3 protein-coding genes and 1 pseudogene are annotated in these 4,148 nt (G+C 57.4%); 1 reads left to right on the top strand and 3 read right to left on the bottom strand.

What is annotated here, in order from left to right; all coding sequences use genetic code 11:
- From ABYV26_RS22075 to ABYV26_RS22065, 3 genes and pseudogenes are all read right to left on the bottom strand, one after another.
- Positions 1 to 599, bottom strand: a pseudogene (locus ABYV26_RS22075) (glycogen debranching protein); the annotation flags it as partial.
- Between the two features lie 156 nt (positions 600 to 755).
- Positions 756 to 1,649 (bottom strand): DMT family transporter, encoded by an 894-nt coding sequence (locus tag ABYV26_RS22070; protein WP_372683518.1) that lies wholly within the window; start codon positions 1,647 to 1,649, stop codon positions 756 to 758.
- Positions 1,646 to 2,956, bottom strand: a complete 1,311-nt coding sequence (locus tag ABYV26_RS22065; RefSeq protein WP_372683517.1) for an MFS transporter — start codon at positions 2,954 to 2,956, stop codon at positions 1,646 to 1,648. The genes ABYV26_RS22070 and ABYV26_RS22065 overlap by 4 nt, the downstream gene beginning before the upstream one ends.
- Before the next feature lie 285 nt (positions 2,957 to 3,241).
- Between ABYV26_RS22065 and ABYV26_RS22060 the strand changes: the two genes are divergently transcribed.
- Complete coding sequence (locus ABYV26_RS22060; RefSeq protein WP_372683516.1) at positions 3,242 to 4,021, top strand: NYN domain-containing protein; 780 nt, start codon at positions 3,242 to 3,244, stop codon at positions 4,019 to 4,021.
- Positions 4,022 to 4,148 lie beyond the last annotated feature (127 nt).

Genomic DNA, 4,148 nt, shown 5'->3' with positions numbered 1-4,148 from the left:
GGCGTGGGATGGATCGGCAGCAGTTGAACGATCCGGCAGCCTAAGTGGCCGATGATAAAATCCAGCTCCCCGATCAGGTCGCGAAACGTCCCCGAAGGGGGTATGACCGTGTATCCGGCTTCGTCCAGGCTTTTTATGGTCTGATCGACGGCGACCATGGCACCATTCTTGTTCGGGCCAAATTGACGCACGAAGGCATTGTAGATGATGTTGGCGCTGCAGGTATCCGCCGGCGCCACGTTGATGGCGGTATTGGCCCCCGGCGGCCACAGCGGATCGGCGCTGTCTGTATCGAGGAAATAACCCTTGGCCTCGAAGTGTCCCACTTCGGTCAGGGCGACGGTGAGGCTATAGTGGCCTTTTTCGACGGCGGTCATCGGGATATCGTACCAGCTCCTGCCTAAAGGGTTCTCCTGGCGGTCCACCTGCCGTAGGATCTCCCGGCGCACGGACCTGGCGTGTCCCAGGCTGGTCCGCAGCCAGGCCTGCCCGCCCCAGGATTCAGGTACCTTGATGTGGAAGGTGACCGTGTCTCCCGCGAAGTGAAGTTGCCTGGCGCCGGGGGCCGGAATCTGTTCGATGGCATCGGATTGAACCATGAATCAACCTTGTCTTCCTTTGATACGGTGGCCAAGAGCCGTCATGGCCTTGAATCAACGTGTTCCGATGAAAAAAGGAACAGCAACCGTAATAGGGTAGAATAGGTTACCTGCTTTTCCCTTGTCAACACGGACTTTCCGGCGGCCCTGGGACGCTCAGTTTCTGCCGATGGGCTCAACCCGCCGCAGAATGAACAGGTTGCTGGCAACGACCACTCCAGTCCCTGCCATCACCTGCACTGTGACCAGCTCTTTCCATAGCAGCCATCCGGCCAGGGTGGCCCATACAATCGCGGTGTATGTGTACGGGGCCAGGAAAGAGGCTTCGGCAAACCGGAATGCCGCGGTCTTGGCCAATTGCTGAATGGCGGTAAAGATGCCGATGCCGGCGATCCACGGCAGGATTCTCCCGTCCGGCAAGGCGCCGTACACGATCGTGTAGGGCGCAGACAGGATCACCCCGCCCAAGATAAAGTAAAAAACCGTGGTCAGGGGATCTTCTGTCCGACCCAGATTGCGCAGCGCCATGTCAACCAGGGCAATGCATAGTGCCGCACCCAGCCCCACCAGGGATGCCGGATCGGCCAGCAGGCTTACCGACGGCCTGGAAATCAGAAGAACCCCGCCAAACCCAACCGCCACGGCAACCCACCGACTCGGGCCCACCCGTTCCGCCAGCAACAGGGGCGACAACGCCGTGACGAACAGCGGCGCCGCAAAGAGCATCGCCGTGGCATTGGCCATGGGCAAAAGGGAGTAAGCCCAGAAAACCAAACCTACACCGATGTTGCCGATTGCTGCCCGATAGAGATGCGCCCCGATTCGGCGGGTCCGGAATACACTTGCGGGACGCGTGGCCAGCATGAAGGGAACCAGCAGGCCAAGGGCCACCACCCCACGGTAAAAGACCATCTCCACCGGGCCGTGGGCAACGCTGCTGACCTTGGCGCACGTGTTCATCAGCACGATGCACAAGGTCGCCAGCAGGATCAGAAAAACTCCCTTGTGCACGGCCTCGACAGTGGTGCCGCCCGCGGCCGGTCCTTTCATCTTCGCCTCGCCCGAAAGACAAGGACGCCTGCCGTCATCACTGCCAGGCCGACTGCCAGCGATAGCGGAAACCAGAAAAACGTCTCCTTGAAAACGACATTCTCCACGACGGGGGTATTGACTGCGACGGCATCGATGCCTGATTTTTTAATTTCCAAAAGCCCCGCATAAACGATTCCGATGAATCCATAGGAGAGGTTATAGGCCAACCCCTTGAAGCTGAGCACGGTCGCCCGGCGCGCCGACGACGCCTGCTGGTTGACAAAATAGCTGACGTAAAAACCCACCATGTAAAGGGCCGAAAAAGCCACCAGGGCCGGCAGCAGCCCGGTGTACGGCCAGAAAAACACCATGCCGCACAAGCCGACAAGGGCCGTGGCGGCGGTGGTCCATAGGCAGTATGCCGGTGAATGGTTTTCGGCAATGCGAAGCGCCAGCCGGGGTATGAAAAGACCTGTCACCGCCATCACCGATCCAATGATCCCATAAGTCGATTCGGGCAGGTCCACCATGCGGTAGTATTGGCTGGCCAGCGTGATGACCATGCGGAGAATACCGTCGAAGAGCATGCCGAACAGGATGACGGCCAGGACAAACGGGGTTTTGAAAATCCATCCGCCGGTGGAAAGGGTCAGTTTGAACGCATCCATGGCCGACCCGCCGAACTGCGCTTCACAGGTGCCATCCGCCTCGGAGTTGGGGCAGATCTCGTCCAGCCGCAAAACGGTGGCGATGGTGAACAGGGCCAGGATGAATGTCAGGTAAAGGGGAAACCGCAAAGTCTGGACCTGGGTGAACTGATAACCCGATCCGAAGAGAGCCAGGATCCGTGTCATCAGATCCGCATCGTACACAGCAGCCCCCACTGTCATGGTAAGGATGAACATGACCGAACGCAGCCGCATCTGAACGTCCAGCACCCGTCCCCACTGGTCCGCCATCCCCTTGGCCTGGAGCGCATCATAGGCGATGGCCTCATCGGCGCCGCTGGCAGCCGCTTCGGCCAAACCGCTGAGCACCCGGTTGATCAGGAAAAAGCTGAACAGCAGGGTGGTGTTGCCCCGCGGCGCAAAACACAGAATGGCCATTTCCACCAGCATGGAAAAGGCGGCGAACACCAACAGTCGACGCCGGCCGAGGATGTCGGCCAGGGCGCCCGAGGGCACCTCGGCCATCACGATGGTGGCCGCCCACACCGCGTTGAGAATCGAAAACTGGGCCACGGTAAGCCCGAAGTCCAGGAATAAGACGGTAAAAATCGGGTAGTAAAACCGACAATTAAAAAACACCCGGAAGGCAATGAACATGCGTACATTGTTCACCGAAAACGGAGACAGTGGTGGATTATCTGAGGCGGCGGTTTTCAGCAGTCTGTCCTTTGTTTGGGAAATAGCCCTTCGTCAACGAGCACAGACACTACTATAATACGCATATTCTCCATATAAAGGCGGAAAGAGGAATATGCGGCGGCGGCGACGGAAAAATTGACAAAATTCGATATTCTCATTAATGTTGAACTGATTTTCAGGCCGTGGAAAAACCCGTTAAACGGTCGATATTTCTGCCCCACCCCATCCATTGACGAGGAGCATATGACCAAGGAAGCAGTAGCCATCTATTGGGATTTCGAAAACCTGCACGCCAGCATCTTCGATGCCCTCAATGGAAGCGGCAGTTATCCGAAACCGGCCAACCGGAATCGGCAGCAGGAGGTTCTGGTAGATGTTCAGGGCCTTTACGATTTCGCCACCACCTATGGCAATGTGGCCATCAACAAAGCTTATTGCAATTGGCACTGGTTTACCAGATACCGCCAGAGCCTGCTCAAGTGCGCCGTGGAATTGATTCAGCTTTTCCCTCCCGGTGCCCAGGCCAAAAACGGGGCGGATATCAAGCTCTCCCTGGACGCGGTGGAGGATATCCTGCGCTTTCCGCACATTTCATCCATCATCGTCGTCGGCGGAGACAGCGATTTCATCCCCTTGGCCCAAAAGCTCAAAGCCGCCGGCAAGGACCTCATTGGAGTGGGGTGCAAAAACGCCACCAACCGCCATTGGGCCAACAGCTGCTCGGATTTCAAGTACTACGAAACGTTCGCCCTTGAGCCGCAAGATGAGGAAGAGGAGACGGAAACCGCCACCGTCAAAGATGCTGCTGAATTGATCACCAAGGCCATCAAACAGATCGCCCTGAGAAACGGAGACAAATGGGTGCTCAAGGCCGCCATCAGACCGGTGGTCAAGCGGCTCGACCCGACCTTCGACGAAGCCAGCTATGGATGCCGCAGCTTCGCCGATCTGCTGAAAAAACACAACGACAAGTTCCAGATTGAACGGGGCCAGCACGACCATTTGGTCGGTCTGATAGAATAGTTGATGGTTCTGGGTTCTGGGTTCTGGGTTCTGGGTTCTGGGTTCTGGGTTCTGGGTTCTGGGTTCTGGGTTCTGGGTTCTGGGTTCTGGGTTCTGGGTTCTGGGTTCTGAAGGAATCAAACATGCC

This window comes from Desulfosarcina sp. (genome assembly GCF_041551955.1).
Taxonomy (GTDB): Bacteria; Desulfobacterota; Desulfobacteria; order Desulfobacterales; family Desulfosarcinaceae; genus Desulfosarcina.
The sequence above is the reverse complement of the archived record's forward strand: the minus strand, read 5'-3'. Positions and strand labels throughout refer to the sequence as shown.